This is a genomic window from Streptomyces anandii JCM 4720 (assembly GCF_014650655.1).
In the GTDB taxonomy this organism is placed as follows: domain Bacteria; phylum Actinomycetota; class Actinomycetes; order Streptomycetales; family Streptomycetaceae; genus Streptomyces; species Streptomyces anandii.
In genome coordinates this window covers 141,163-144,186 of the sequence record NZ_BMVJ01000017.1, presented here as the reverse complement: position 1 = coordinate 144,186, position 3,024 = coordinate 141,163, and the positions used below count along the sequence as shown (strand labels likewise).

Sequence of the window (3,024 nt, the reverse complement as noted above, 5' to 3'; positions counted from 1 at the left end):
ATCTGGTTGGCGAAGCGCAGCGCCAGGATGTTCTGGACGGTCTCCTTGCCCAGGTAGTGGTCGATGCGGAAGACCTGGTCCGAGGAGAAGACCTCGTGCACGACCTTGTTCAGCTCCTCGGCCGACCTCAGGTCGTGGCCGAACGGCTTCTCGATGACCGCGCGCCGCCAGGAGCCGCCGGACTGGTCGGCCAGCCCGTGCTTCTTCAGCTGCTGGATGACCACCGGGAACGACTTCGGCGGCACGGACAGGTAGAAGGCGAAGTTGCCGCCCGTGCCCTGCGCCTTGTCCAGTTCCTCGATCGTCCCGCGCAGCCGCTCGAAGGCGTCGTCGTCGTCGAAGGTGCCCTGCACGAAGCGCATGCCCTGCAGGAGCTGCTGCCAGACCTCCTCGCGGAAGGGGGTCCGCGAGTGCTCCTTGACCGCGTCGTGCACGACCTGCGCGAAGTCCTCGTGCTCCCAGTCGCGGCGGGCGAAGCCGACCAGCGAGAAGCCCGGCGGCAGCAGACCCCGGTTGGCGAGGTCGTACACGGCGGGCATCAGCTTCTTGCGCGACAGGTCGCCCGTGACGCCGAAGATGACCAGGCCCGACGGCCCCGCGATGCGCGGGAGCCGTCGGTCGGCGGGGTCACGGAGCGGGTTCGCTCCGGTGCCGGAGTGGGACGCCAAGGCCTCAGCCCTCCGCGGGGGCGAGGCGCTCCAGCTCCGCCTCGGTCGACTTCAGCAGGTCGCTCCAGGAGGCCTCGAACTTCTCGACGCCCTCGTCCTCGAGGACCTGGACCACCTCGTCGTAGGAGATCCCGATGCGCTCCAGCGCGTCGAGGTCCGCGCGGGCCTGCTCGTAGGTGCCGCGCACCGCGTCGCCGCGGATCTCGCCGTGGTCCTCGGTGGCCTCCAGGGTGGCCTCCGGCATGGTGTTGACCGTGTTCGGCGCGACCAGCTCCTCGACGTACATGGTGTCCTTGTACGCCTTGTCCTTCACACCGGTGGAGGCCCACAGCGGACGCTGCTTGTTCGCGCCCGCGTTCTCCAGCGCGCTCCAGCGGTCGGAGCCGAAGACCTCCTCGTACGCCTGGTACGCCAGGCGCGCGTTGGCCACGCCCGCCTTGCCGCGCAGGGCCTTGGCCTCGTCGGTGCCCATCTCGTCGATGCGGCGGTCGATCTCGGTGTCCACGCGGGAGACGAAGAAGGACGCCACCGAGTGGATCTTCGACAGGTCCAGGCCGCGCTCCTTGGCCTTCTCAAGGCCGGTCAGGTAGGCGTCCATGACCCTGCGGTAGCGCTCCAGCGAGAAGATCAGCGTGACGTTGACGCTGATGCCGTTGCCGATGGTCTCGGCGATCGCCGGGAGGCCCGCCTCGGTGGCCGGGATCTTGATGAGCGTGTTCGGGCGGTCCACCAGCCAGGCCAGCTGCCGGGCCTCGGCGACCGTCGCCTTGGTGTTGTGCGCCAGGCGCGGGTCGACCTCGATGGAGACCCGGCCGTCCTGGCCGTCGGTGGCGTCGAAGACCGGGCGCAGGATGTCGGCGGCGTCGCGGACGTCCGCCGTGGTGATCATGCGGATGGCTTCCTCGACGGTGACCCGGCGCGCGGCCAGGTCCGAGACCTGCTGGTCGTAGCCGTCGCCCTGGGAGATCGCCTTCTGGAAGATCGTCGGGTTGGTGGTGACGCCCACGACGTGCTGCTGGTCGATCAGCTCGGCGAGGTTGCCGGACGTGATCCGCTTGCGCGACAGGTCGTCCAGCCAGATCGCGACGCCTTCATCGGAGAGGCGCTTGAGTGCGTCTGTCATGGAAAATGCATCTCCTACGTGTCGTATATGAGCGTCAGCGCTGGGCGGCGGCGAGGGATTCCCGCGCCTTGGCGGCCACGTTCTCCGGCGTGAAGCCGAACTCCCGGAAGAGGACCTTGCCGTCGGCGGAAGCACCGAAGTGCTCCAGGGAAACGATGCGCCCGGCGTCTCCCACGTACTTGTGCCAGGTGAGACCGACACCCGCCTCGACCGCGACACGCGCCCGCACGGCCGGGGGCAGCACGCTGTCCCGGTACCCCTGGTCCTGCTCCTCGAACCACTCCACGGACGGCATGGACACGACCCGGGTGGGTACGCCCTCGGCCTGGAGCCGCTCGCGCGCCTCGACCGCGATGTGCACCTCGGAGCCGGTGGCGATGAGGATCACCTGCGGCTCGGCGCCCTGCCCGTCGGCGCCCTCGGCGTCGAAGAGGACGTAACCGCCGCGCGCCGCGTCGTCGTTGGGCTCGTAGGTCGGCACGCCCTGGCGGGTGAGCGCCAGACCGTGCGGGGCGCCCTTGCCGTACTCCTTGGTCCAGCGGGTGAGGATCTCGCGCCAGGCGATCGCCGTCTCGTTGGCGTCGGCCGGGCGGACGATGTTCAGCCCGGGGATGGCGCGCAGCGAGGCCAGGTGCTCGACCGGCTGGTGGGTCGGGCCGTCCTCGCCGAGGCCGATGGAGTCGTGCGTCCACACGTACGTCACCGGCAGGTGCATCAGGGCCGACAGGCGCACCGCGTTGCGCATGTAGTCGGAGAAGACGAGGAAGGTGCCGCCGTAGACACGGGTGTTGCCGTGCAGCGTGATGCCGTTCAGCTCGGCGCCCATGGAGTGCTCGCGGATGCCGAAGTGGATGGTGCGCCCGTAAGGGTTCGCCTCCGGCAGCGGATTGCCCTCGGGCAGGAACGACGACGTCTTGTCGATGGTGGTGTTGTTGGAGCCGGCCAGGTCGGCGGAACCGCCCCACAGCTCGGGGATCACCTCGCCCAGGGCCTGGAGCACCTTGCCGGAGGCGGCACGCGTGGCCACGCCCTTGCCGGCCTCGAACACCGGGATCTTCTCCTCCCAGCCGGCCGGCAGCTTCGCCTCGGCGACGCGGTCGTACTCCGCGGCCCGCTCGGGGTCGGCGTCGCGCCACTGCTGGAAGGACTTCTCCCACTCGGCCCGCGCCTCGCGGCCCCGCTCGAGCGCGCCACGGGTGTGCTTGAGCACCTCGTCGGACACCTCGAAGTGCT

3 protein-coding genes are annotated in these 3,024 nt (G+C 69.9%); all 3 read right to left on the bottom strand.

What is annotated here, in order from left to right; all coding sequences use genetic code 11:
* Positions 1 to 539: glucose-6-phosphate dehydrogenase (locus IE249_RS38575; RefSeq protein ID WP_506367519.1), on the bottom strand; the 539-nt coding region annotated here is incomplete at its 3' end.
* Positions 540 to 672: 133 nt separating this feature from the next.
* A complete protein-coding gene (gene tal, locus IE249_RS26660) occupies positions 673 to 1,791 on the bottom strand; it encodes a transaldolase (protein WP_189708683.1) in 1,119 nt (372 codons plus the stop codon).
* A gap of 34 nt (positions 1,792 to 1,825) precedes the next feature.
* The coding region (locus IE249_RS38570) for a transketolase-like TK C-terminal-containing protein (protein WP_308434397.1) at positions 1,826 to 3,024 on the bottom strand (1,199 nt) is incomplete at its 5' end.